A 26,498-nucleotide genomic window follows, 5' to 3' on the forward strand; every position below is an offset into this window, starting at 1 on the left:
TATTTTTGCAATCCCTTTTCGGGATGTGGCGCAGTCTGGTAGCGTACACGCATGGGGTGCGTGTGGTCGCTGGTTCGAATCCAGTCATCCCGACGAACCACTAAATAGGTGGTATCAAAGCACTGTCAACTGACTGATTGACAGTGCTTTTTGTTTTTATTGCATTCAATTGAATTCATTTAAAACCATATAAAAGGTGTAGGGTTCGGTGAATGGTTCGGTACGTTCATTGTGCATAATTTAGATAGCGTTTGACGCTGTTCATGGGTGTTTTGCAAACCTGTTTTGTCAAACCCAAAAAGTTATGTATTATGCGCAATTCCAACACTTTAAAAGTACTTCTCTTCACTCGGGACATTTCAAATAACCCCCAAAACTTGACCATTTATGCCCGTATCACGGTCAATGGGAAGAGGGCAGAAATCAGTCTGAAACGGTATGTTTCGGTGAATGAATGGGACGAAAACAAGGGAAGGCTCCATGGACTTACCCATAAGGCCCGTTTATTGAACAGCTATCTTGATGAGGTGTATGCTACAATAATGGACACCCATAAGGTATTGTTGCGGGAGGAAAAGGTGATCACGGCACAGTCAATCAAAGCCCGTTATCTAGGGCAGGACGAGCAACATAGTACCCTTCATGAACTTATCGAGTACCATAATAAAACCCAAAAGAGTGTACTCCGCCCCGGAACGATGAAGAACTATTATGGGACCAAAAAGTATCTACTACGTTTTTTGGAATCCAAATACAAACTCCCCGACATCCGATTGAAACAATTGAACTATAAGTTCATTACCGATTTTGAACACTATCTATTGAACGGCCCGCAGCTCCAAAAGGGAAAGAAATGTACCAATAATGGGGCGATGAAACATTTGGAGCGTTTGATGAAAATGGTCAAGCTGGGCGTTAAGTTGGAATGGTTGGACAAAGACCCCTTCATTAACTATAAGCTCCGGTTTCATAAAACTGAACGAAGTTACCTTACGGAAAGGGAACTTAGGCTCATTGAAGAAACGGACTTCACCGGGGCAGGCTATGAAAAAGTTAAGGATGCTTTCCTTTTCGCCTGTTATACTGGCCTATCTTATATCGATGTTCGGGAACTTGAAAAGAACCAACTGGTACTTGGTATTGATGGAAATCAATGGATCTATACCAAAAGGGAAAAAACATCGGAAAGTGTAAAACTTCCCCTATTGCCCAAAGCAAAAGAAATCATCGAAAAGTATTGGGACAGTCCAGAGACCGATACAAAAATTCTACCTGTGCTTTCCAACCAGAAGACAAACAAATATCTAAAGGAAATTGCTAAGGCCTGTGGTATTTACAAAACCATATCCTTTCATTCAGCCAGGCACACTTTTGCAACAACGGTAACCCTTTCCAATGGTGTACCAATTGAAACAGTTTCCAAAATGCTCGGTCATACCAAACTGTCCACTACCCAGATCTATGCAAGGGTACTGGAACATAAGATAGGTGAGGACATGCAAAACCTAATAGACCATATGAACCAAAAGGAACATAAAAGGCAATCGGGGATTGAAAAGAGTATTCAGAACTACGACTGAATGGGAGTTGTTCGGAATAGCAAGAGGGTGATGCGCAAATTGCGCCATCACAGTTGTTTTCGGGTCTTCAACAAGTTGAAAACCAGTTAATTGAATGGATTTTGGAATACTGTACAAAATCAGGGGCTACAGTAGACTTTTCCGAAATCTACAGTAAACCTTTTGGGAAGCCCTATAAACACTGGAAATTTTTGACGAAAAAACTGACGCAATTTCACTAAAAAACAAAATCACACCTATGGAAAAGCAAGAAACCAATGACAGAACAAAGAAAGGGACAGGTGGTTATTCCAATATCACCATAAAGAAAGAAACGGCCACACGCTTTCGCATCTATTCCAAAAGATTCAGCAAATCCCATAGCGAGGTATTGGATGGAATGATACAATACTTCAAGGAGAACAACCTTGACCCTTTTGGTGGGGGAACAAAGATCATCCTTGACAGTATCAAAAAGTTGGAGCGTCAGATGATGAAAAAATTCGATAGGCTCATCGCCATTATCAAAAACATGGAAAAGACCAGTATCCGGCCCACCTATGAAATGGTGCTCATTCTTTATGAGGCCTATGTAAAGGATGGGAGGAAGCCTAGATGGGAACCTGTCCAAATTCAGGAAGAACGAATGGATTTTCTGGAGCCTAGGAATACCGTTACGAAAACGGAGCATGATAGAATGCTGCAAGAATTCAATAGATATAAAAAGCACTGCAATGAAATCCTCAGCAGTGTTGAAAAGGTGGAGCCTATGATGGGAAAGCCCTATCTCAAGATCAATATGGGCATCGGGGATTTTGAAAGCCTGAAATACCAATTAAAATAACGCTCATGTACCTAACCATCTCAGCACAGAAAATGGGAAGTACCTACAACTCCAGTGTAGGGAACTATGTGGACTATCTGGAAAAGGAGAACCAAGAAAGGTTGCCCGAACAAAGGGAAGAATTCTTTGACCAAGAAAATGACAGCGTAAGCCCTCAAACGGTCATTGATGAAATAGATGCCAATACGGCCAAACTAAGGCAGAAAGACCCGAAATTCTATTCCATAGTGGTCAGTCCCAATAAAAGGGAATTACAGTCCATCGGAAATGACCCAAACATGCTCAGGGAATATACAAGGAAGCTCATGGAGGACTATGCCAAGAGTTTCCATCGCAACCAAGAGGTCAAGACCGAAAACCTGAAATATTACGCCAAGATAGAGCATGAACGCACCTATCGGGGCTTCGATAAGCAGGTTCAGGAAAATGCACCTTACCGCGGGGAAATAGCAAGGCTCAGGAACGAGATACGGAAGGTGGAACGGGGCGAATCCATCGGGAATGTCAAGGAGCTTGAAAAAAGTATCAAAGAGCAAGAAAGATTGGCCCCACATAAACAGAACGAGCAATTGGTGGCCGCAGGGATGAAAAAAGAAGGGCCACAGACCCATATCCATATCATAGTGAGTAGAAGAGACGTTACGAACACCTATACGCTTTCCCCAATGGCGAAGCACAAGGCATCCGAAGTTGAACTGAACGGGAAGATAGTCAAGAGAGGCTTTGATAGGGACAGTTTTTACCAAGCAGCAGAGAAGACTTTCGATAAAACAACGGGATTCAAACGGAATTATGTGGAATCCTATGTTGGGAGAAAGGCCCATACCAAGGAACCGGGAAAGTTCTTTGCGAAGGTCATGGGATTGCCCACAAAGGAAAAGGACATGGCCTTTAAACTACTTAAAACAATGGGCGTAAAAGCTCCAAGTATACCGACCAATAAAGTGCAAATTGCTGCCAAGATCATCAAAGCCCTTGGAAGGGGCATTGATAAGGCAAGGGGAGCGGGTGAGGATATGGGCTATTGAAAACCAAAAAGTAGGTTGCGCCCTGTCGGGTTTTTGCTTTACGCTTATCTACCCGAACACTTCAAAAACCCGATAGGATCCATGCGCAAAAGTTGGAGGTAAGATTTGGGGTTTATATACCTAATGCAATATAATATGGACACATTTGATTCACGAAAGTTTTTTCACACAAAAAATGATAGTCTTTTAATAATCAATTCATTATTCTTCCGTTTGTTTATCAGATGTTCAATTATATTCAATAACAAACCATGTTGTATTTAAATAGAAAGATAGGTTTTGTAGTGATTGCAATAAGTTTACTGATGGGGTGTACTTCCAATTCACAAATAATTAAGGTTGGAGGCGAGCACGACTATACTATACTCAGAGGCCCTGTAAAAAAAATTGAAACGAACACCTATGAGCCTATCCTCAAGAATGGTGATATAGTAAAAGGAAAATTATTCAACAGTTTAAAAAAACTATCAGGCAGTGGAGGAAAACAAGAATTTGATGAAGCGGGGAATGTAATTAGGGCAATGCAATTTAAGCAAGGAGATACAATCGCTGAGTTCTATAACGAGTATAAATATTCAAATGGCAATCGAATAGAATATAATGCATATAAATCTCCATTAAAAAAAATCAAACAAGACAAACAGAAATTTGAATATGATTCAAGAAATAGAATAATTGTTCAAAAGTACTATGGCCCCTCATTTTGTGTAAATGAATGGATGCTTAACAGAAAAAAGAATTTCAATTACAATGAATATGATGACATTATAAAACAGATTGACAGTTCTTTCACTCCTTTCGATTGTAATGATATCCGAATCAGTACCAAGGTTTTCAATCGCCATCCTAAATATGAAAACGGGCTAAAGATTGAAGATGATTCTTATATCTACAAATATGATCCTGAGAGAAATTTGGTTAGAAAGAATTTTAAGGGTGATATTCAGTACGAAGAGTTCTATCCAAGTGGTGTAAGGAAGAAGAAATTTATTCACGATAGCTATTATTTTGAATACAATGAAGATGGTTATTATAAGAAAAGAGTTCATTCACTTAGGTTAGGGCATCTTTAATTGTATGAATATTCAATTAAAGATGAATACGGAAATTGGACTCAAATGATCATCTATGAAGACGGCACACCTTATTTAATCGGGGAAAGAAAAATCACGTATTATGAATAAATTGGTAAAGTTTAAGCCATATATAGTACTTATAATTTACGCAACAGTTGTTTTTCAGTCTTGTAAAAGAGAAAAATCTGAAGAGAAGAACGCAATTTCTCAAAGCCCTCAGGAAATTCAACAAGGACAACCTGAATCCAACGGAAAACAAAAAGGGCTTAGTGAGAAAAGAAATATTCCATATAGAAAGAAATTATTACAAAAGGACAGTCTTGCCAAATACCTTACGAAAGAGGAAAAGAATCTGATGGAGTATGATAGTTTGGATATCTGGAACAAATTCATGGAAATCGCCAAAGAACGGTGGTTTAAATACAAAAAAATACCAAATGTGGATTACTTGACCATCGATGAAGCCTTGACGGTTATCATGGATAGTACTGAAAACTGGTCCTCTAAACAAGAACTGGCATTACAAAGAAAACAAAGCGAGAGTTTACGAGGAAACTATATCGATAGCTTGAAAGGAGTTATCCATCCAATAGATTCTACCATACCATTTGGGCCAGCACCACTCTTAAAATTGTCATCCAATCGTAAAAGAAGAACAAGTTTCACTAAAAAGGTCGGTAAGGCATTGCAAGATACGGATTCTACCCAATCTCGAAAGACAATCTATGAAAGTTGGATGTTTTTCTTAAAGCTCAATATGGCTTTGGACGATTCAACTGAAGATTCTTATGGGAAATTCCTCCCCTCTATTACAAATTACGATTTCATTTTGGAAGACAAATTGCAATTGGATAATTACAAAAGAAGATTTAAGGAGATATACTTAAATAATTCTTTCTATTCCACTAGGATAGGTAATATAGGTATATATGAAGTGTATTATTATGTATTACAATTAGGTGATTCTTTTGGATGTCATCCATATGACAAGCCACTCGAGGATTGTTGTTATACCCCAGGGTATGATTGCGATTATGAGGGATTTGTGTTGTTGTATGATAGGTCTAAAAAGTATGCTGAAATTCTTCATGCTTATTATATCGCAGCGGAAAGTTTCAGATTCTTTAGTATCACGGAAGATGAGGTAATCCATGTTTTTCAGGGGGAGCGCAAGAAAAGCTGGGATTCAAGAAATAGAAGTGTCAGTTCAACAGATTCAATTTCCATGGAGTTAAAGGAAGAATTCAGAGTTAGAATTTTGGAGGACAGTAAAATATTATTGGAGGAAAATTAGACACAGTGTTTTTACCAATAGCAGAGTAAATCAGATAGTGAATAAGTGTTATAAAATGTGGTAGTTTTTAAGGAAAAACCATAAGAGAAAATAAAAGTGGAATACACTTAATTATTAAGTATTTATTCCTAATTTTAAGAATGCAAAATATCCATAAGTTTTGCCTCTGAATGTACCGATTTGAACACGGTTCAGGGTTCGGTTAACTGGTCTAAGTTAACGGTGTAAAAATATGAAAATCAACTATTTATGTTTAAAGGGATGGGCCTGCCACCCCGATGGCTTATCAACCAAACATGTTTATGCGGTCTGATTGGAGCTAAATTGCCAATTGATACAAAGGCACCGGGGTGATTAATATGCATTGTGTGGACAGGTCCCTTGGTCAGGATGATAGAAATAGCAAGAACTCAACCAAGAAAGTTTAATCGGACGAATTGTAAGGACAGATTTTTACCAATGGGAATCAGAAATGGGCAGGATTATGAACTCAAAAAATTAGCAGGGAACAAGTACCCTTGTGAAACCTAAGACGGTTTTATAATAGTTTTAGGCTCCTAATACGATAGGCGTCCAAAACAGAAGAGTTGGGATCCAGTTCAGTAATCAAGGTGTCCAGATTTCCAATATCGCAGATTTTGTAGCGGTTGGACGTGTTCAGTTTCGGGGAGATACATAGTGAAACCACCTTTTTGGAGGTCTTGATCATAGCTTTTTTCATTTGTGCAATTTCCCAATCCACTTCCGTAATCCCTTTTTTGGCGTCCAAGTACCCTGTTCCCAAGAAACAGATATCTGCTTCGATTTCCGAAAGTAAATTGATAGATCCACCTCCAATGGTCAATTGTGAGCTTCGGGAAAGTTTCCCTCCAATTAGAAAAATCTCATGATATTTGGGCAACCGTTGGGATAGTTCAATGGCCATGGAAAGACTGGGCGTAAAAAACGTAAGCGACAACTTCTTCGGAATCAATTTAACAAGTTCCAAATGGGTGGACCCACCACTGATCAACACGACATCCCCTTCCTTGATCAGGGAAACCGCCTTTTGGGCAATGGAAACCTTACTGTCCAGTTCATAAATATCATTGGAACGGTCAGAATAGGCATTGAAGCCATTCGATAAAGCGCCCCCATGTACCTTTTTCAGCTTTTTGGCGGAATCAAGTTCCTTGATATCTCGTCGAACGGTATCAATGGACACGTTGAGCATATTGGCCAGATCGGCCAAAACTACCCTATTGTGCAGGTGAACTTCGGTCAGTATGAATTGATGTCGTTCCGTCTTGTTCATATCGCAAATATAAAATATAATCATGCAATAAAAAACAGCAATTTTTATTAAAAGTTGTTTAATAATGCAATAAAATCTAATTTTTGCAATAAAAAATTGCAAAAAAATTGCAACATTGAAAATTGCTCGCTAAGTTTGTTGCAAATGCTCAAAAAGAACTCAACGTATGAAAAAACTCAATTACATGTTACTGTTTTTGACACTGTTCTTGGGGGTGAATTCCGTATTCGCCCAAACCTTGACGGTTTCAGGAACAGTAAGTGACAATGCGGGCCAACCTTTACCAGGGGCCAATGTTTTCATTAAAGGAACCTCCATAGGTGGGGTGACCGATTTTGATGGAAACTTTCAATTAGAAGTTTCTGATGCCGAGGGAAAGACCTTGGTCATCAGCTATCTTGGTTTTGTAACCAAAGAACAGGTACTTACTGGAAGCACACAGAATTTATCAATTTCCTTGACCGAAGATTCAAATAAACTGGATGAGGTTATTGTTTTGGGATCCTCGGTGACCCAAGAACGGAAAAAACTGGGTAATGCCATTACCACGGTTCAATCTGCCAAATTGGTGGAAGCCGCACCGGTGAGCGTTACTTCCTCACTACAAGGTAAGGTGCCAGGGGCGCAAATCACCCAAAACTCGGGAGATCCCGCCGGTGGATTTTCCATTCGCTTGAGAGGACCCAGTACCATTAAAGGTTCCTCTGAACCGCTTTATGTGGTGGATGGGGTGATCGCCAGTAACCTTACCACCAATGTGACCAACCTTAACGTTCCTGCCGGGGATGCAAGTCCAGGACAGAATAGGATGGTGGACATCAACCCCAATGACATTGAAAACATCAATATTCTCAACGGGGCCGCCGCCGCCGCCATTTATGGTTCAAGGGCTTCCAATGGGGTGGTGGTGATTACCACCAAAAAAGGAAGATCCTTTGGGAATGGTCCAGAAATGACCTTTAAAACAGGAATCAATATCAATACCATTCGTAAAAAATTGGACCTTAATTTAACCGGGGAGGAATTTGAAACGGTACCCGTAGGCGGTTTGGCTGGAAGATTGTGGCCCATTTTTGGTTTTGATGCCGACACAAATACCGCAACACCTTTCTTAAACTTAAGTTCCGAAAAGTTCAATACCACCCGCTATGATTATCAGGATGATATTTTCCAAACCGGTTTTGGAACTGATAACCACTTTATGGTTCGCGATGGGAATAGCAAAATGAACTATTTGGCCTCTGTGGGCTATACGAGTAATGAAGGGATTGTTAAAAATACCACTTATAACCGTTTTACCGCCCGGTTAAAGTTTGGGCATAATGTTGCAGATTGGATTTCCTATGACATAGGACTCTATTTTTCAAGCAGTAAGTCCGATGAGAAACCGGATGGTAACGTATTCTGGAGTCCCATTAATGCCATGAACATTACCAATAACGTGTATGACCTTTCGCAACGCGATGCCAATGGGAATCTTTTGGCAGTGGAACCTACCCGGGTAAACCCATTAAGTATTATCGAGACCTTTGATATTACCCAAAATGTGGACCGATTCATTCCCAATGCACATGTAAAGATCACACCTATTGATAATCTTACCATAGATCAAATCATCGGTGTGGATACCTACAAGCAAAAAGGACATATCTCCATTCCAGTGTACCCTTATGATGGGGTTAACCCCGCCTATTTTAATGATGGCTATTTGGGGGATGCCGAGGCCAAGATTTTTAACTGGAACTATGACATTACCGCAAACTATGACTGGGATATCAGCGAAACATTGAACTCTTCCACAACAGGAGGGTATAGCTTCCAGGCCAGTCAATTGGAGTTGGATGCCACCCAAGGAAGAGGGCTCGATGCGTCGGGAGTGCCTACCATTCCCTTGCAATACAATCCAGTGGATTCCAATTTGGACATTTACGGATTCTTCCTTCAGGAAACACTTTCCTATGACAACAAGTTGTTCTTAACTGTTGCAGGTCGTGTGGATGGAGCCACGAACTTTGATGTGGACAACCGAAGTAATTTCTATCCAAAAGTGTCCGGTTCTTATCTTATTTCCAACGAACCTTTCTGGAACACCGAAGGATTCTTCAACTCGGCAAGACTGAGGGCTTCCTACGGAGAGGCGGGTAACCTTACCGCGATATCACCTTATGAAAGATTTGGAAGCTACACGCCCAACGAATTTGCGGGAGCGGGAAGTTTACAGCAAAACAATAGACTGGGTAACGAAGACTTGGTGCCAGAGCGTACCAAGGAATTTGAAATAGGTGCCGATTTAAGTTTTTGGAACGATCGCGCCGGATTGTTGTTCTCATATTATAGCCAAAAAATTGAAGATTTGATTGTGACCCGGGTTTTGGCGCCTTCCATTGGTGGTGCGTCCAGAACGGAGAACGTGGGTAGCATGGAGAACAAAGGTTTGGAGATTTATGCCAGGATAACCCCTATAAAGACTCCTGATTTTACCTGGGACGTGAATGTAAACTTCAGTACCAATAAAAACAAGGTGTTAAAGACCATTGGTGGTGATATTACCGTGGCCACTGTTGCCGGTGCCACGCCAATTGTACGTGAGGGAGAGCCTTTGGGGGTTTTCTACGGAACGTATTTTGCCAAGGATGACAATGGGGAGTTGATTTTGTCCGGACCATCCGACACGGGTGCGCCTGTGGGCGTTCCCCAACAAGAAAGAGGGGATGCTGCTACGGGTATTGCACAGCGTGATGCAAATGGACAACCCACAGGGGATGCGCTTCGAAAAATTATTGGTGACCCCAACCCAGATTATATCATGGGTATTGGAACCGACTTGAAGTACAAGAACTTTGGTTTTTCCATGCTGTGGGAATCCGTACAGGGATTTGATGTGTTTGATGCCGATAAACGTACCCGTCAAGGGGTTGGTTTGGGTCGATTGTCTGCCCAAGAGCTTAGCGGTGACCTTCCAAGAGGATATATTGCTGGGATTTATCCCATTGAGCAATTTAGAATAGAGGATGGTTCCTTCGTAAAATTGAGGGAAATAGCCTTATCCTATACTTTCGATTCGCTTTTCAACAACTCGCTTAAAGATGTAGAGGTTTCCTTGATCGGAAGAAACCTGATCTCTTTTGACAACTTTTGGAGTTTTGACCCTGAGACCAACGCTGGTGGACAATCCAATCTACTGCGTGCTGTAAACTTTGGTAACGTACCAATTCCAAGCACTTTTGCTTTATCAATCAGCACTAAACTATAAAATGAAAGACATGAAAGGAATATATAAATTTTTACTGTTGGCGGCATTGACTCTTGGGGCAGTGTCTTGTGACAAGGTGTACTTGGATCCCAATTCAACCTTGGAGCCTGATGTTGTGAACAACACGGACAATCTTGTGGATTTGATCAACGGTATCCAACAGCGTTGGAGCGCAGAACGTAGCGGTCTTATCTATACTTCTGTAAACATCACCGGATTGAATACCAGTGAACTGCAATTGCTCAACCCCGGTAACCAAGGGGAAAATGAAGTGCTTTTGGGGGGAGATGATATTGGGGGTGACAATGAGCTGTTGAACAATATGTGGACCAATGCCATGCTGTGCCGCAAAGAGGCCACTACGGTGATTACCTCGGCGGAAACGGCAACCGATGATACTTCGGTGGGTAATACGCTTAAGGCATATGGACTTTTTTACAGAGCTTTGGTACATGGAACCTTGATTCAGTATTTTGAACAAATTCCTGTGGAAATCATCGAAGATGCCCTTTTCAACGATAGGGTAACGGTGTTGCAGAATGCCATTGATGACCTCACTGAGGCCAAAGGATATATTGATGCTGGATTGTCTTCTGAGGTTACTTCAGGATTGATCGGTTCTGTGGATTTGGAGAACTCTGTCAATGCGCTATTGGCCCGCTTTAATCTGATGGCAGGCAATTATAGCGCTGCTATAGCTGCTGCGGACGATGTGGACCTATCTGCCCAATCGACTTGGGCCTATGATGCGGCCATACCCAATCCGTTGGCATTCTGGTTCGGTTCCCAAAACGTGACCCAGGCCAAGGATGCCAGATTTGCGCTTCCTGATGATTTACTTCCGGAGGATGGTGACCAACGTGTGGACTTCTACGTGTTCAGCGAAGATCCAGATGCCGCGATTCCCGTTTATCAGGTAACCGCCTTCTTTGATAATAACACCGATGAGATTCCGGTATACCTCCCAGGTGAAATGCTTTTGATAAAGGCCGAGGCCTATGCCAGAAGCAACGATTTGGACAATGCGGTCATTCAATTGAATGCTGTTCGCAACAAAACCGCTGGCGAGGATGCCTTTGGTGTAGGTGCTGCCTTGGCAGACTATGCCGGTACCGTAGATCAGCAATCAGTTTTGGATGAGATTTATAAGAACCGCAGAATAGAATTGTATCTGTCCGGACTCGGGTTGGAGGATAGCCGTAGATTTGATCGTCCAGGTCCCGGTGATGCAGCTGCAGAACGAAATAGAAATTATTATCCGTACCCCAATGCAGAGCGTGATAACAACGATAGTACGCCTGCAAACCCAACTTCTTGATTAAGTAGTTTCTCTAATAAAAACTTTGATTAGTTTTTAGTTTAAGTATCCAAGCCAAATCTGGAATTTGGCTTGGTTTTTTTTCAACAAAAATGAAGGAACGGCCATGAAAAAAATAATGACAGGTTTGGATGTTTTGCTGAAGGACAATGCACTTCAATCCCAATTTAAGGGCAATGTGGCGCTGTTGTGTCATAATGCCTCTGTAGATGGAAATCTTCAGCATGCCACGCTGGGGTTCAAAAAGATTTTTAGGGACCGATTCATCAAAATTTTTGGCCCCCAACATGGATTTTCCACCGATGCCCAGGACAATATGATCGAGACCGATCATACCGTGCATCCCTATTTCAACATTCCAGTGTACTTGTTGTATTCTGAAACAAGGATTCCCACCGAGGCTATGCTCAAGGATATCGACCATTTGTTCATCGACCTTCAGGATGTAGGGTGCCGAATGTATACGTACATCTACACCATGACCCTAATTTTGGATGCGTGCGTTTCCAAAGACATTGAAATTGTGATTTTGGACAGACCCAATCCGTTAAATGGGGTTGACTTGGAGGGCAATGTTTTGGATATGGAATTTGAGTCGTTTATCGGGCTCCATCCCATGCCAGTGCGCCATGCCATGACCATTGGCGAAGTGGCTTTGATGCATCAGCGGTATTGGGCGGCTTCAAAATCCAAACTCAGGGTTATTGAAATGAGAGGCTGGACCCGACAAATGTACTATGAAGACACCGGGCTACCTTGGTTGCTGCCCTCACCCAATTTATCCAGAGTAGAAAGTGCGTTTACCTTTCCCGGGATGGTGTTGTTTGAGGGAACCACTTTGAGTGAGGGTAGGGGAACCACCCAACCACTGGAGATCATGGGACATCCCAAAATAGAACCTTACGGGTATTGGGATACCTATCTTTCACAGGCTTTTGCGAAAAGTGGATTGCAGGGAGTGGCCATACGACCTATCAATTTCTTGCCCACCTTCCAAAAACAGGCAGATAAACCCTGTGGAGGTTTTCAAGTGCATACACTAGACCGGAAAACCTGTAAACCGTGGCGGGTTGGCCAATGGTTGATGCAGGAGCTGCACCATTACATGGGAGACCATTTTGAGTGGTTGAACCCTCCCTACGAGTACGATTATGAAAATTGGCCCATAGACATCATCAATGGCACCGATAAACTTAGAAAATGGGTGGAAGCCAAGGGAACCATGGAAGAATTGGATGCCATGGAAGATTATTCGGAATACCAATCAAATTTGGAAAGTATCCAACTATATTAAAATACAAAAAGAAACCGTACGGTGAAACCAACAGTTGTATTTGCGGTCATAGTAGCCTATTTCTTGTTGTTGATGGCCATCTCGTACCTCACATCAAGAAAAAGTGGTAACCAAACCTTTTTTACGGGGGACCGAGAGTCGCCATGGTTTCTGGTAGCTTTTGGCATGATTGGGGCCGGACTTTCCGGGGTCACCTTTGTTTCGGTGCCCGGTATGGTGGGTAACAACAACCTGTATTTTTTCCAATTCGTGTTGGGGAATGTCTTGGGCTATCTGTTTATCACCTTTGTGTTGATACCCTTGTATTATAGGTTGCGATTGGTTTCCATTTATGCGTATCTCAGGGATAGGTTTGGCAACGTCTCCTACAAATCGGGCTCATTGATTTTCTTAATCTCCCAGTCTTTTGGGGCGGCTTTGCGATTGCTGTTGGCAGCCAAAATACTTCAGTTTGCTTTTTTTGACGCCTTGGGCATTCCCTTTGCGGTAACCGTGATCGTAATTTTGGTACTGGTTTGGTTGTATACCAATAAATCAGGGATCAAGACCATTGTCTGGACGGATACCGTACAGACCGTATTCTTGATTTTAGGCGCGGTATTGACTGTTTGGGCCATCATGGATTCATTCAATTTTACTTTTGGGGATGCCGTTCATGCGGTGACGGAACATCAATACTTTAAGGTTTTTGAATGGGAGGGAAAATCGGCCAACAACTTCTACAAACAATTCATTTCAGGCTTTTTGATCACTATTGGAATGATGGGACTGGACCAAAACATGATGCAAAAGACCCTCACTTGTAAAAACCAATGGGATGCCCAAAAGAATTCTTTGACCTATAGTCTTATTTTGGCCATAACACAGTTTTTGTTCTTAGGATTGGGGGTATTGCTCTATATCTATGCCGAGAACAATGGGGTACAATTGCCAAGGGCAGCCGATGGAACGTTGTTGGACACTGACACGCTGTTTCCAAATTTGACCCTAAATTATCTGGGGCCATTGGCTGGGGTGAGCTTTTTGTTAGGAATCATAGCGGCATCGTTTTCCAGTGTGGATTCCGCCCTCACCGCCTTGACCACTTCGTTCACCTACGACTTCCTTGAAATTGACAAAAAAGAGGAGGGAAAAGTAAAGTCTCTAAAAAATAAGGCCCTCGTAGGGTTTTCTGCCATTTTATTCCTGATTGTAATGCTGTTTTCAGGAAGTAGGGGTGATGTTATTTCCTTGGTCTTTACCATGGCGGGGTATACCTACGGACCCTTGTTGGGTTTGTTTTTGTTGGGCATGTTCACCAAGGTTAACATAAAGGACAAATGGGTTCCTGTAATTTGTATACTAACGCCTTTGATGACATATTTTGCTGGGAACTATGCCAAGGAAAAGTATGGCTTTGACATGGGCTTTTTTACCATAGCAATTATCGCCACTCTTACGATAATCGGTTTATTATTAATTCGAAAAAAACAATGAAAATATTCAATCCTACTACCGAGCAATCCTCTTTATTTGACAATTTGGAGAACATGGATACCACTGAGCTTTTGACCAACATCAACAGCGTGGACAAAACCGTTCCCCAAGTGGTGGAAGGAGCAATACCGGCCATCAAGGCTTTTGTGGATGCAGCTTTTGAAAACATTGAGCGAGGGGGACGATTGTTCTATATTGGTGCAGGAACCAGTGGTCGTTTGGGCGTATTGGATGCTTCCGAATGCCCTCCTACCTTTGGCGTGGATGACGATGTGATCATTGGTTTGATTGCAGGTGGGGACCTAGCCTTGAGAAAGGCAGTGGAAAATGCGGAGGATGATAAAAACCAAGCTTGGAAGGATTTGTCAGGGTTCAATATTCATTCCAGTGATGTGCTTTTGGGAATAGCGGCATCAGGCACCACCCCTTATGTCATCGGAGGATTAAAAGCCGCCCAGAAAGAAGGTCTGGTGACAGGTTGTATAGTATGCAATGTAAATTCGCCCATGGCCGCCGAGGTATCATACCCCATTGAACTGGTGGTTGGCCCCGAATTTGTGACCGGCAGTACCCGTATGAAAGCAGGGACCGCACAAAAACTCGTGCTGAATATGATTTCCACTTCCATCATGATAAAGTTGGGTCGCGTGAAGGGCAATAGAATGGTGGACATGCAACTTTCCAATAAAAAATTGGTGGATAGGGCCATCCGCATGTTGATGGACGAACTACAGGTAGATGAAAACGAAGCTTCCCGATTGTTAAAACAACACCGCAATGTGCGTAATGTTTTCAAACACTTTAAAAAGAAATAATGGCAACTTTATAGCATAAACAATATATATTGAAGGGGTGTCAATCAGGTTTTCTATTTTTTGGCGAATAAAAAGAACGCACAATTTTGTCCGAAGGGTACCGAGATAAATCGCGCAGAGGAACTTGGGGTGGAGATCATTAAACTTTTCCAGGGTCCACTTATGGTCCTGACTTTGTAAAGGCCATAAAGGGACCACAACCATGGACGAGCGTAATGCCAACTGGCGGAGTAGGTACAGAAAGAGATAACCTAAGAAGCTGGTTCGAAGCAGGGGTCGCCTGCGTGGGAATGGGTTCCAAGTTGATAAGTGGTGAAGTTATCGAAAATTTAGATTTTGAACTTTTAATTAATAAGGTGAAAACATCTTTACAAATTATAAATGAAGCATGCTGAGATTATCACTGAGAATCTTAGCGTGGCCGAAAGAATTTTTTACAAGTTTAAAGAATTGTTTCAGTACTAATTTCTTTTAAGAACAAATGATACCATCTTATTTTTGTAAATTTGAATTGTAAAACATGCATAAGTTTTGCCTCTGAATGTGCTGTTTTATAGACAGTTTAGAGTTCGGTTAATCAGTATTAGAGCACAGTATAAGGTGTTGATTGTTAGAACGTTGTAAAATACTCTTTCTTCCAGTCATCCCGACGAACCACTAAATAGGTGATATCAAAGCACTGTCAATTGACTGATTGACAGTGCTTTTTGTTTTTATTGCATTCAATTGAATTCATTTAAAACCATCTAAAAGGTGTAGAGTTCGGTGAAAGTTAGGTAGTAAGATTTGAGATGATCGTTGCGCAAGATCATATTTTATTTGTTTTCTTACCTAACGTATTTAGTTTCAGTTTTGGATAGGTATCAAAAATTGTTGTTTTCAAGGTGTCGATCAAATAAATGTCTTTCCCTGGCAAATAATAACTCAAACATTGCATATATAGATTCATAGTTGTTTTCTGTCGATTATATTGCGCTTTTATTTTCGGAAGGAGATTAAAAACCAGTATTTTGTTCTATACAAACCCTTTTATAAAGAAAGGGAAGATAAGTACTAAAACCGCATAAAGCCTTGTGTTATCTTGAGTATGTTTTTCTCATCAGTATGTATTGAAAAAAGACACGGAGTAATGGGTTTATCCTTGGCTCGTAGATTCATGATTATGGGGTTGCTGTTGGTTTCGACCATCGCGCAGGCCCAAAACAAAAAAGTTGATAGCCTTAAAGCCCAATTAAAAGTCCATAAGCTAAACGATTCTACCAAGGTAAATTTACTATACTACTTAGCATTTGCCCATTTTCAGAGTGATTCGTATTTGACCCAAACATATTTGGAAAAAGCCGATCGGTTAAATAAGGAATTGGATTATCCAAAAGGAAAAGCAAAAGTTTTTTACCTAAAGGGGATTTTAGAAAACAGAAAGTCCAACTATAATAAAAGTTTGGATTTTTTTAAACAAGCCTTGGCAATTGATCGCTCCATTGATAATTTAGACGGTATGGCCGCCAATTATACGGCTTTTGGCATCACGTATTATGATTTGTCGCAATATGGGGAGGCTATTGTTTTTTATAACAAAGCTTATGAAACGTATAAAAAAATAGGAAATAAGAGAGAGCAGGCTACCCTTTTGATCAATATGGGCAACGTATATTCCGAGATTGGAAAGTACGAAGAAGCTGTTGAGAATTATAAGAAAGCATTGGTTCAAAGTGAGGCACTCAATGATCAAGATGGTGTTTCGTTCGTGCATAGCAATATGGCTAATGTTTATAAGGTACAGGGTAATTTTCCCTTGGCCATTGATTACTACAACAGAGCATTGGCGTATGACCGTAAAACCAAGGACACCTTGGGCATGGCAATTGTGCTCAATGATTTGGGAGCAGTCTATAGTTCCATTAAAAAACCGGAAAAAGCATTGGTATTACATGGCCAGTCCTTGGATTTTTCCTTGAAAAAAGGAAACAAACGGCTGGTAGCGGCAAACAATAGCAATATTGGAAATATATATTCGGCTAAAAAAGAATATGTAAAGGCGCTAGCATATTACCAGCATTCCCTAAATGCGAGCCAAGAAATCGGTGATCTAAAACAAATAGCGATATGTTTTAACAATATAGGAGCGGTCAATTTATCCTTGGGCCATTCAAAAAAGGCTCAGCAAAACTTTTTAAGAGCGAAGGAAATTGCGGAAAATACTAACATAAAAAATATATTGGCCATAAGCCAAGTGGGTATTTCCGAGGCCTATTTCATGGAAAACGAATATAAAAAGGCACTCTTGTACGCTAAAAGCGGATATCATACTTCAAAAGAACTTGACGTGCTGGAAACACAAAAAAAGGCTTTGGGACTTTTGGCTAAAATTTATGAGCGTACCAAAAACTATAAAAAAGCCCTCGAGAGCCACCAGAAATTCAAAGTCTTGAACGATAGTCTTTTCAATAAGGAGAATATTGAAAAAGTCGCTAGGCTCGAATACGAATATAAGTACAAACAGGCATTGGATTCTGCAAGTATCCGTGAGCTAAAACTCACCAAGACCGTTATGACGACATCTAACGACCTTGAACGGACCAAGCAAAATTACCTCTGGGCCATAATTGGTATTTTGGTTATCTCTATACTGTCCGGTTCTTTGGTCTTTTATCAAAAATACAAGAACGTAAAAATTAAAAATCAAAACATTATTACCGAACAAAGGCTATTGCGCTCACAAATGACTCCCCATTTTATATTTAATTCGCTTTCGGTACTGCAGGGTATGATCTTGAACAAGGAAGAAAAAAAATCAATTACCTATTTATCAAAGTTCTCGAAACTATTACGACTTGTTCTAGAAAATTCAAGGGACAAAATCGTTCCCCTGATTCAGGAACTGGATGCCATCGATAACTATATGATCTTGCAAAATTTGGGTGCAAAGCCACCTTATGACTATAGTTTGGTGGTAGATGAAAATATAAACATCAATCTTTTTTTGGTTCCGCCTATGCTGATTCAACCCTTTATTGAAAATGCTATAGAACATGCATTTTCTATTAATCAAGAACATCGTGGAATAGAGGTTCACCTCTCTTTTAAGAACAAAAAATTAAGCTGTGCGATAACGGATAATGGTATTGGAATCGATGCTATTTCAAGTAAAATCAATACCAAAAAGAAATCGTTGGCCACTACCATTACCAGTGAGCGACTGAACCTCCTGGCCAAAGATTTTAACATGCCAGGATTTGTCTATGTCGAGGATAGAAAAAAATGTAACGAGCAAGGAACCAAAGTTACTTTAATCATACCCTATAAAATAATAAAGAATTCATGAAAGCACTTATCGTTGAGGACAAAGCCTATATTAGAAAAGGCTTGATAAATCTTTTGGAAACGGTTGAAACCAATGTGGAAATCATAGGTGAATGTACTTCAGTTAGTGAGGCGGTGGTGGTCTCCAAAGCCTGTAGGCCAGAGTTGATATTTCTCGATATCAATCTGGTAGACGGTACGGGATTCGACTTTTTGGACCAAACCGAGCACCTTGGCTTCAAGACCATATTTATTACCGCTTACGAAGAATTCGCATTAAAGGCACTTAAGGCCGGAGCGGTGGACTATCTTTTAAAACCAGTTGATGTGGAGGAGTTGGAATTGGCCTTAAAAAAGATAAAGAACTTACCTATTGCCGAACAAAAACAACAAATACATACCGCAAAAAAGGTTTGGTATCAAGATGATGCTACTTTGGTCCTATCGCTCAGCGATAGTTTTCAGGTCATCGACCTACATGAATTATTGTACTGCGAATCCGATAAGGGCTATACCACATTTTACTTGACCAATGATAAAAAATATGTGGCATCCAAACCTCTTAAGGAATACGAGAAGACACTTGAAAGGAGCAATTTCACAAGGCCCCATCAATCTTACATGGTAAATTTAAAGTTCATAGATAAGTACGATAAGTCGGGTATTATCTATTTAATGAATGGTCGTAAGGTTCCTGTTTCTTCCCGAAAAAAGGAAGCGTTCATAGCTACTTTTTTGAAGTACAATGGTCATTAGAAATTACTTCGGCACGCATTGATGTTACCAGAAATACCTAGTTGGTAAAAAACGCATATTCCCCCATACCGCACCGATAAAGATTCCCGGTTTACGAAAATAGATTGGCTATTTTATAAGAAATGCCATTGATCCATATTTACGCTGACCAAATCATTTCTTATTTAAGTCCGCTCTGAAAATCAAGATTTTCCAGCAGTACTTGTATAAGGAGAGTAAAATCAAATTTTAATGGAAAGCATCAAAACCAAACTAGGTCAAGGAGGCCTAGTACTTGCCGCTATGGGCCTAGTTTCTGCCCTATTGTCAATTTTTAATTATAACATCGGATTACTTGCTTGGATAGATAGTTGGGGCATTGCCATGGGATGGGTGCTCCGGGTAGTATTAATTCTGGCAGGTGGCGTCCTGTTTCTTCTATTCGGAAGAGCAGAGGAGGAATAATCAACTAAAACCATTATACAAATGAAAATACAACTGACAATTTTAATGATAGCAATAACGCTGGTTTCCTGCTCCGGAGACGTGGCTAAGCAGCCTGCTACCTCCGACGGCTTTGCAGGTATAGAGAAAGAACTGAAAAATGAATTTGGTGATGATGCCTATTATACTGAATTAACCATTATTTATAATGAATCCATTGGCAATAGCATTTCGGCCACGGTGACCGATGCTCCTGAATCCTTAAAAATGGGGCAGTGGACCTACTCTTTGGGTAACTGGAAACAAACGTCGGAACTATCCTTGGAACTGCCACAGGGCACCAAGGCTGCCGATTTCATGTTTCAATTGGATAAAAAGATCGGTCTTAGACGATTAGGAGAGCTCGTGGAAAAGTCAAGCAAGAAGTTAAACGAAACAAAAGACATTAACAACCCTAGACTTGAAATGGCGTTTATCAAATATCCCAAGAACGGTAATGCGAACGAGGCACAATATATTGTAAAACTGCAACCCGAACATGGGGGAACTTCTTTCACTTTTTCATACCAAATGGACGGATCGTTCCTTGAAATGGACTACTAAATACAAATGATCTTGCAATTATTTGCTGTACCTAATTAATATAAAAAAAAAATTCCCAAACATTTAAACCCAAAACAATGATTAAAAAGATTCAGAATTACACAACGGTATTGATTTTTTTAATGCTGGTTATCATTGGCTGTACCAATGATGACGACCAACCTAACAGCGTTAATCTTCAAAATTTGGAACTGACCTTGGACGAAAACCCGAGTAACGGTGAAACTATTGGGACCATACAAACTGAAGGAGGTTCTGCCATAAATTTCAGTATAGTGTCACAGTCTCCATCCGGAGCGTTGGACGTTAATGGTTCTACAGGTGAACTAACTATAGCCAATTCGGCATTATTCGATTTTGAGACCTATCCTACCATTACCGCAACGGTTACTGCAGAAAATGCCGAGAATTCAGCGAACATTACTATAAACTTGAATAATACAAATGAGGTTTCCGGTCAGAATTTAGAAGTGACCATAGATGAAAATCCGACTAATGGACAAGTGATCGGTAGTCTCCAGACCATGGGCAATGCTTCCGGTTTTGCTATAACTGATCAATCTCCCCAGGGCGCCATGGATATTGATGCAAATACGGGTGAACTTACCGTTGCAGACGCTTCTTTGTTCGACTACGAGACCAACCCGACCTTAACGGCAACTGTAACCATTGTAGATGCCGATGATCCGGTAACCGTAACGGTAAACCTTGAGAATGTAATTGAGGTAACGGCACAGGACCTTACAGCCTCTGTTGATGAAAATCCAACCGATGGTCAGGTTTTAGGTACCCTTCAGGCCAGTGGAACAGGAACCTTGAGCTTTTCAATTACTTCTCAAAACCCAATGGGTGCGATGGCTATAGATAACGCTACAGGAGAATTAACGGTCATTGACCCCAATCTGTTCGACTTTGAAACCAACCCTGTAATCACAGCGGACATTTCTGTTACCGATGGTGAGGAAACAGCTACCGCTACGGCTACCATTAATCTAAACGATGTTGACGAAGTATCTGCCCAAAATACGGATTTGTCCATAGACGAAAATCCATCTAATGGAGATGTTGTAGGAACCCTTCAGGCAAGCGGCTCAAATTTAACCTATGCCATTACGTTCCAAAACCCTGCCGGGGCATTTAACATTGACCAAAACACCGGGGAGTTATCAGTTGCCGATGAAACGCTTTTCGATTTTGAGACCAACCCCAATATGTTGGCCACTATTTCAGTAAGCAATGGTATCCAAACTGTTTCCGCCAATGCGTTCGTTGAACTTAATGACGTAAACGAGATTGGGGAATTCAAATATGGTGGTGTCATTTTTTGGATAGATCCTGCTAGTAATAATAGTAGTGGATTGGTGGTTGCCGTAAGCAACCAATTTTATTCAGGTACATGGGGTTGTACCGGTACTCTTACTGGAGCTACGGGTACGGCAATAGGCACAGGAGCAGCAAATACGGCAGCGATAGTTTCGTCAGGGTGTGCAACTTCTGGAAGTGTAGTTGAACTAATTTCCAATTTAGATTTAAATGGATATGATGATTGGTTTTTGCCCAGTGAAGATGAATTAACTGAAATGTATACAAATATTAGCATTGTTAATGCTACTACCACTGCAAATGGAGGGCAAGTGACAACCCAATTTCATTGGAGTTCTACAGAAATCAATACGACCGCTGCAACACTCGTGAATCTCACTACCGGTGCAATAGGAGGTAGCGGTAAAGATGGCAACATATACTTTGTAAAACCGGTAAGAGCTTGGACAGATTTATAAAAATTAGTGCCACAGATGGTTTTTGCCATCTGTGGTTTTTAAATTATTACCAAAAACATTGAAAACTATGGAAAATCTAATTCGGCTTAAACCTGAGTTTGCCAATTTGGATGCGATTTATGAACTTTTAAAAAGTTCTGGCTACGAATGTTCAAAAGAATACGATGTCTGGGAACAACGTACGGACACCAGCGGGCAAATGGCACATTGTATTGTGCTTAAAAAAAATGGCATGCACGCAGTAAAACTATTTTTTGTGAATGAAAATACGGTGAAAATAAATCATATCATTCCCAATAAATTGATGAACGCCTATTTTGGGAATAGCGCAAAAGCTCATAAGAATATGCTAGAGCTTCTAGGGGGGTCAATCAAGCGTGCCTTGTTAAAAGGGGCTCAACAAAAAGCTTTCGAAGAATTGGAAAGAGCAGTGGCCAAAGCCTGCTGATCAATTATATTAGGCAACTATCTAATAGATATCTATGCTGCTTTACTAGATTAAAGGGTGTAAAAACATTTAGGCTCCCCCTTTTTGTTATTTATTCTAGTACGATCGGGACAAGTAACAACCTGGCATCCTCATCCGCAATCTTATTTATGGTAATACCATATTTTTCCTAATGCAAAAACGGGCATATGAAGTATAATACATACACACAGGGTTAGATTTAATCCATCGTTTTAATAATGCAATCGATTTTAGGTCATGGTTGCTCGTTTAAGCAAAATGTATAAACTATTTAAACGGTATAAAGCGTTATAGAATAAGGAGGGGTATATATTGGGTTCTATTTTTGGTATTGAATTGATATGGATAACCCTTTGTATCACCTTTATAGTGATAAATAAATACATGGTTTTAAAGCTAATCAAGCATTTGACCAGTAAAACAAACCAATCTTGTGTTCATACTTATCCTTATTTTATTGATTATTGTGGCAGTTCTGCTGCTAGTTCTTGTTTTTAGGATGTTCAAATGGACCTTAAAAAGTAAAAGAAGGATTTTGATAGCGTTGTTTGTGTTGGCTGTTGTCATTATTGGAATAGGCGTTGACCAGCTATTTTTTAAAAATATGCGGTTCATTCAGTCCCAAGTATATCCAAATCTGTATTTGGTAAAATACCCTGACAAGGATTATTATAGGGTAGAACGGGCCATCCAGGAAAAAATAAAGGAGCATCTGAAAACCGAACATACTACGGGAAAACCACTTTCCTATTCTGGAGAAAAAGCCATTTATTTTTATGAATACGGGGGAATGTCCTTTGGTTTTTTGGGCGATGCAGGCACCGGTTATTTTATTGACCATGAAGAAGATCTGGGGGGCTTTGTTACCGAAGAATTGGGCATGTACCAAAAGTATCGATTGGCAGAATTTCACTATAACCCATGCCCCAATGATTCTACGGTGTACTGTGGTGAGATCAATTATTTCAATCAAGGGGAATTTAGTAAGGTCGATAGTCTAAAAAATTTGGCTTCGATACCTATTCATCCTAACCATAAAGCTTTAAAATGAAGTTGTTATTCATCTTTTTTGCAATCTTATTGCTGTCTTGCGGTCAGGGGAACAACCGTGTTGAAAAAGAGCAAAAAGCTAAAGATTCGGTGAATACCAACCTTGTGGAACCATCAGAAAACTTAAACGAGGACGAATGGGAAGCTCCGGCCGAGGTTCAAGAAAAAAATCCATTGGAAATCAGCATCCTAAATCTGTATAAATCCATGGAAGATAAGGATGAGCAAGAGTTTCTACGGCAGTTTCCTAAAGATTTTAAACAATTCCAAAGCTATTTTGGCTGGGATACGCCAAATGATGCTCCCCATGAGCTATACGAACACAGTGTACATTACATTGAATACTTGTTTTATTTGTTGCGTACCAACAAATACCCTAGCCATGAAAAAAACATCATCAGTATTTGTGAGAATGGCCAATGGGAACCCGATGCGGTCAACTACTTTCAACACCATGTCGTAACCCATATTAAGGAAAACGAGAAATATAATTTGATAAACGATCTTAGTGATGATAGGGCAAAATCGGTCCTGTTTTTTCTCTTCGATGGGCCACATCCAAAATTGGATGCCGAGTTTGTCTCGCATTTAAATGCTTCAAAAAAACAGATTTTAGAAGATTTATTTGAAACAGCGTTTTTTGATGACAATGAAAATCCGGACCCATTTCCAGATGATCAAACCAATAGCACCTACACCTTATCGGATTACGTGAAAAACGAGCACTTTTTTATCAGGGATGTCGACATCAACAACGATGGCGTACTCGATAAAATAGTAAGTTCCGAACGGTATCAAGGTGACGAACTGTTGCTCTTTTTAAATGATGGGGAAGAATTTGAGTTCACCTTAAAAACCATCAATTTTTCAGAGGATGGAGGCAACCAAATTGTTGATGCGGTCGCAGAACAGGGCGGTTTTTTCATTAAAACAGCATTTCCTGATAGGGGGCTAAACGAGGCATACCATCATATAATTTTTAAAGACAATAGTTGGATACTGACAAATTCGGTATACAGAACCCAAAGTAGCAATCAAAAAGATGCTTTTATTCATGTATGCGATGTGACGCAAGGACTAAATATGGCTGACACCCATTTTTTTGAGAAACTAAAAGGGATGCCCGATGAAGTTGAAAAAGACACGGTTTGCACAAAAGAAATGTTATAGATGCGAATTTTAAAACACATATTGGCCTATCTATTTTGGATTCTGTTGTCACTGTTCATAGGCATTGGCTATATGCGTTTGCTTTTAGGAGTCAATACGGTAAGCGAAGAAGGACTATGGTATCTACTTCATTTGTTTTATGAGATTGGAATGATTCAGGTAGGACTATGGGTCGGGGCTGCTATAGCAATTTGCTTTGTGTTGTTGGATGTCTTTTACCTACGAAAGAAACTGAAAAACAATCCCAAAAAGATGGTTATCCGTTTGGTGGCACTGCTGACCATTACGGTACTCGTTGTCATAGTGCTTTATTTACTCGAAAAAGTCATTGACGTAATATAGAATAAGAAATGAAATACCGAATCTTTATACTGTTCCTTTCGCTCGTTTCCTGTAATCAAGGTGTTAAAGAGAAAAAAGTACCTGAAACAAAAGTGCAGGAAATAGAACCAATTCAGGAGAAAGTTGACACCATTCCAGCGGATAAAAACCCCACAAAATTCATTAGTGCATTACGGTCCAATGAACCTGTTTTGCTTAATGAAATATATACCGATACCCTAGAGTTTAACGATTATAACGATGATTATGATTATTGGTACCTAAATGGTCGTAAAAACGGCGAAGATGTTTCACTGATTTATAATTGGGACTGGCGTAATAATCAAGATTACAATTTCAGGCAAGGTGACCTGATTGTGATTCAATGGAAAATGGATAGCATTGTTAATCCTGGGGACGAGGAAGTCGTTAACATGAAGGAGGTGGCGATTAATGCCAAAAAAATAGCATCGGGTAACAAGCCGATTACATTTTTATCTCGCAAAATTGCTTATGATGAAGGAATCAAAGCAGAAGTAAGTTCCATGGTGATCAACCAATCCTATTTGCATGATATCACGATACCAGAAAAAGCGGCCTTGGCCTTTGTAGCTTATGATATTGGTAACGAATGTGAAGGTGGCTACGACTCGGATGGAAACAGACGTGTACTATGGTGCCGTATAGTATCAGCTTTGGATTTGGGACACCAATGTTCCGACAAGCAGCTCAACTTTTTACGAAAGTGGTTTGCCAAGGATACTGTCGCCCTAAAAAAGCTGGAGAGTTGTCCCACGATACCCAACACAGCTACCATTCAGACCACTTTTGATGAGATTCTGATACAGAAAAATGTAGCCGAGAAAACAATTACAGTGAGCTATAAGATTACGGGCATAAATATGCGCGAGTCAAAATCATGGCAATGGTCACAGACCGATGTTTTTGAATATGATTCCGAACACATTGTTTTGGTCGATTCCAAAAAATCGGATGTATCTGAAGATGACATCAATATGAATCCTGATGCAGTTGAAAATATTGACCCTCAAACCTTTGTTTTGGCCCTTAAAGACCACATACTGGACGAATGGAAGAAACAGGACAATTTTGATTCCCTTAAAATCACATTTACCAATAATGTTTTAAGCGTTGAGGGCAATGAAGGCTTTACTTTAAGTAATTATGATTTTAACGAGATGGTCATCAACGGCACCGATGACCCACAGATTTTATACCTGACCATTGGTAATGAAGGTGGCGGTGCCGGAGGCAATGTAATGCTGGAAGAAACCTATTCTTTAACAGTTCTGGATGCTGAAAATTTTGAGATAGCGAGCGTAAAATCCTCATTAATGGACTAAACAGTAA

General features: G+C 40.4%; 21 protein-coding genes, 1 tRNA gene and 1 pseudogene. 22 read left to right on the forward strand and 1 reads right to left on the reverse strand.

What is annotated here, in order from left to right; translation table 11 throughout:
* Nucleotides 1-19 precede the first annotated feature (19 nt).
* The 6 genes from MJO53_RS12125 to MJO53_RS12150 all read left to right on the forward strand — a co-directional run bounded on the left by MJO53_RS12125 (nucleotide 20) and on the right by MJO53_RS12150 (nucleotide 5,801).
* A tRNA-Pro gene (locus tag MJO53_RS12125) sits at nucleotides 20-93 on the forward strand.
* Between the two features lie 218 nt (nucleotides 94-311).
* Nucleotides 312-1,580 carry a site-specific integrase gene (locus tag MJO53_RS12130; protein WP_252079257.1) on the forward strand — a complete coding sequence of 423 codons (1,269 nt, stop codon included), beginning with the start codon at nucleotides 312-314 and terminating at the stop codon, nucleotides 1,578-1,580.
* A gap of 238 nt (nucleotides 1,581-1,818) precedes the next feature.
* On the forward strand, nucleotides 1,819-2,403 hold the full coding sequence (locus MJO53_RS12135) for a BfmA/BtgA family mobilization protein (protein WP_252079258.1): 585 nt from the start codon (nucleotides 1,819-1,821) through the stop codon (nucleotides 2,401-2,403).
* 5 nt (nucleotides 2,404-2,408) lie between these two features.
* Nucleotides 2,409-3,431, forward strand: a complete 1,023-nt coding sequence (gene mobB / locus MJO53_RS12140; protein ID WP_252079259.1) for a MobB family relaxase — start codon at nucleotides 2,409-2,411, stop codon at nucleotides 3,429-3,431.
* 251 nt (nucleotides 3,432-3,682) lie between these two features.
* Complete coding sequence (locus tag MJO53_RS12145; protein WP_252079260.1) at nucleotides 3,683-4,504, forward strand: hypothetical protein; 822 nt, start codon at nucleotides 3,683-3,685, stop codon at nucleotides 4,502-4,504.
* Between the two features lie 103 nt (nucleotides 4,505-4,607).
* Nucleotides 4,608-5,801, forward strand: a complete 1,194-nt coding sequence (locus MJO53_RS12150; protein WP_252079261.1) for a hypothetical protein — start codon at nucleotides 4,608-4,610, stop codon at nucleotides 5,799-5,801.
* A gap of 538 nt (nucleotides 5,802-6,339) precedes the next feature.
* Here the strand turns inward: MJO53_RS12150 and MJO53_RS12155 are convergent.
* Nucleotides 6,340-7,095, reverse strand: a complete 756-nt coding sequence (locus MJO53_RS12155) for a DeoR/GlpR family DNA-binding transcription regulator (RefSeq protein ID WP_252079262.1) — start codon at nucleotides 7,093-7,095, stop codon at nucleotides 6,340-6,342.
* Between the two features lie 166 nt (nucleotides 7,096-7,261).
* Here MJO53_RS12155 and MJO53_RS12160 point away from each other — a divergent pair, with 166 nt between their 5' ends.
* The 16 genes and pseudogenes from MJO53_RS12160 to MJO53_RS12235 all read left to right on the forward strand — a co-directional run bounded on the left by MJO53_RS12160 (nucleotide 7,262) and on the right by MJO53_RS12235 (nucleotide 26,491).
* The gene (locus tag MJO53_RS12160; RefSeq protein ID WP_225604900.1) at nucleotides 7,262-10,348 is read left to right on the forward strand and encodes a SusC/RagA family TonB-linked outer membrane protein; all 3,087 of its coding nucleotides are present in this window, start codon (nucleotides 7,262-7,264) and stop codon (nucleotides 10,346-10,348) included.
* Nucleotides 10,349-10,358: 10 nt separating this feature from the next.
* Nucleotides 10,359-11,666 (forward strand): RagB/SusD family nutrient uptake outer membrane protein, encoded by a 1,308-nt coding sequence (locus tag MJO53_RS12165; RefSeq protein WP_252079263.1) that lies wholly within the window; start codon nucleotides 10,359-10,361, stop codon nucleotides 11,664-11,666.
* A 106-nt stretch (nucleotides 11,667-11,772) separates the two neighbouring features.
* Complete coding sequence (locus tag MJO53_RS12170; protein WP_252079264.1) at nucleotides 11,773-12,960, forward strand: exo-beta-N-acetylmuramidase NamZ domain-containing protein; 1,188 nt, start codon at nucleotides 11,773-11,775, stop codon at nucleotides 12,958-12,960.
* A gap of 21 nt (nucleotides 12,961-12,981) precedes the next feature.
* Nucleotides 12,982-14,436, forward strand: a complete 1,455-nt coding sequence (locus MJO53_RS12175) for a sodium:solute symporter (RefSeq protein ID WP_225604897.1) — start codon at nucleotides 12,982-12,984, stop codon at nucleotides 14,434-14,436.
* Nucleotides 14,433-15,251: an N-acetylmuramic acid 6-phosphate etherase gene (gene murQ / locus MJO53_RS12180; protein WP_225604896.1), complete on the forward strand. Its 819-nt coding sequence runs from the start codon at nucleotides 14,433-14,435 to the stop codon at nucleotides 15,249-15,251. Before MJO53_RS12175 ends, murQ begins: the two co-directional genes overlap by 4 nt.
* Nucleotides 15,252-15,338: 87 nt before the next feature.
* Nucleotides 15,339-15,646: pseudogene (locus tag MJO53_RS12185) on the forward strand (bifunctional 4-hydroxy-2-oxoglutarate aldolase/2-dehydro-3-deoxy-phosphogluconate aldolase); the annotation flags it as partial.
* 734 nt (nucleotides 15,647-16,380) lie between these two features.
* Nucleotides 16,381-18,576 (forward strand): tetratricopeptide repeat protein, encoded by a 2,196-nt coding sequence (locus tag MJO53_RS12190; protein ID WP_252079265.1) that lies wholly within the window; start codon nucleotides 16,381-16,383, stop codon nucleotides 18,574-18,576.
* Entirely contained in the window at nucleotides 18,573-19,310 is a 738-nt protein-coding gene (locus tag MJO53_RS12195) for a LytR/AlgR family response regulator transcription factor (protein ID WP_252079266.1), read from the forward strand. Before MJO53_RS12190 ends, MJO53_RS12195 begins: the two co-directional genes overlap by 4 nt.
* A 231-nt stretch (nucleotides 19,311-19,541) precedes the next feature.
* Nucleotides 19,542-19,754, forward strand: coding sequence for a hypothetical protein (locus MJO53_RS12200; RefSeq protein ID WP_252079267.1), 213 nt, complete (start codon nucleotides 19,542-19,544; stop codon nucleotides 19,752-19,754).
* Between the two features lie 21 nt (nucleotides 19,755-19,775).
* Nucleotides 19,776-20,336 (forward strand): hypothetical protein, encoded by a 561-nt coding sequence (locus MJO53_RS12205; protein WP_224834973.1) that lies wholly within the window; start codon nucleotides 19,776-19,778, stop codon nucleotides 20,334-20,336.
* A 77-nt stretch (nucleotides 20,337-20,413) separates the two neighbouring features.
* Entirely contained in the window at nucleotides 20,414-22,117 is a 1,704-nt protein-coding gene (locus tag MJO53_RS12210) for a hypothetical protein (protein ID WP_252079268.1), read from the forward strand.
* 67 nt (nucleotides 22,118-22,184) lie between these two features.
* A complete protein-coding gene (locus MJO53_RS12215; RefSeq protein WP_252079269.1) occupies nucleotides 22,185-22,565 on the forward strand; it encodes a hypothetical protein in 381 nt (126 codons plus the stop codon).
* A gap of 625 nt (nucleotides 22,566-23,190) precedes the next feature.
* Nucleotides 23,191-23,637, forward strand: coding sequence for a hypothetical protein (locus MJO53_RS12220; RefSeq protein ID WP_252079270.1), 447 nt, complete (start codon nucleotides 23,191-23,193; stop codon nucleotides 23,635-23,637).
* Complete coding sequence (locus MJO53_RS12225) at nucleotides 23,634-24,806, forward strand: hypothetical protein (RefSeq protein WP_252079271.1); 1,173 nt, start codon at nucleotides 23,634-23,636, stop codon at nucleotides 24,804-24,806. The genes MJO53_RS12220 and MJO53_RS12225 overlap by 4 nt, the downstream gene beginning before the upstream one ends.
* Nucleotides 24,807-25,148 carry a hypothetical protein gene (locus MJO53_RS12230; RefSeq protein ID WP_252079272.1) on the forward strand — a complete coding sequence of 114 codons (342 nt, stop codon included), beginning with the start codon at nucleotides 24,807-24,809 and terminating at the stop codon, nucleotides 25,146-25,148.
* Between the two features lie 8 nt (nucleotides 25,149-25,156).
* Entirely contained in the window at nucleotides 25,157-26,491 is a 1,335-nt protein-coding gene (locus MJO53_RS12235; protein ID WP_252079273.1) for a hypothetical protein, read from the forward strand.
* The last annotated feature ends 7 nt before the right edge of the window (nucleotides 26,492-26,498 follow it).

Source organism: Flagellimonas marinaquae (assembly GCF_023716465.1).
GTDB classification, from domain to species: Bacteria; Bacteroidota; Bacteroidia; order Flavobacteriales; family Flavobacteriaceae; genus Flagellimonas; species Flagellimonas alginolytica.